The 401-nt window shown below is 47.6% G+C and carries 1 protein-coding gene; it reads right to left on the bottom strand.

Annotation, left to right across the window (positions count from 1 at the left end):
* A partial coding sequence (locus JHD69_RS20560) for a hypothetical protein (RefSeq protein ID WP_199142170.1) occupies nt 1-401 on the bottom strand: 401 nt, incomplete at both ends.

Genomic DNA, 401 nt, shown 5'->3' with positions numbered 1-401 from the left:
GTAGCTGTCCTACCTTTAAGGTTCCCGTGTTGGTTACGTTGCTTGCCGTAGGAGCTGTATTGGTAGCATTAAACAAACGGAAATCATCAAAGGCCACAGAGCCAGGATTGCCATTGTTTACAAAGATATTAAAGCGTAGATCGAGGCTATTTCCGGTATCGGTTATCGTTCCAACTACTTCGGCCAAGGCGTTGGCCAGCACCGGACTATCGCCAATTCTGTCGCCATTGGTATCTACAGCCAAGGGACCACCGCTATCGGAAGCGTTATTTGGATAAATCCCCACAATCTTTTTCCATGCTCCACCATCTATCCGATACTCCACCACCATATAGTCCATCACGTTGCCATTGGTCTCAAAATACAGGCCCTGAAAAATAGCACCCGTATTGGCACCGAAC

Origin of the sequence: Pedobacter sp. ASV12 (assembly GCF_016429155.1) — a bacterium.
GTDB lineage: Bacteria > Bacteroidota > Bacteroidia > Sphingobacteriales > Sphingobacteriaceae > Pedobacter.
The sequence above is the reverse complement of the archived record's forward strand: the minus strand, read 5'-3'. Positions and strand labels throughout refer to the sequence as shown.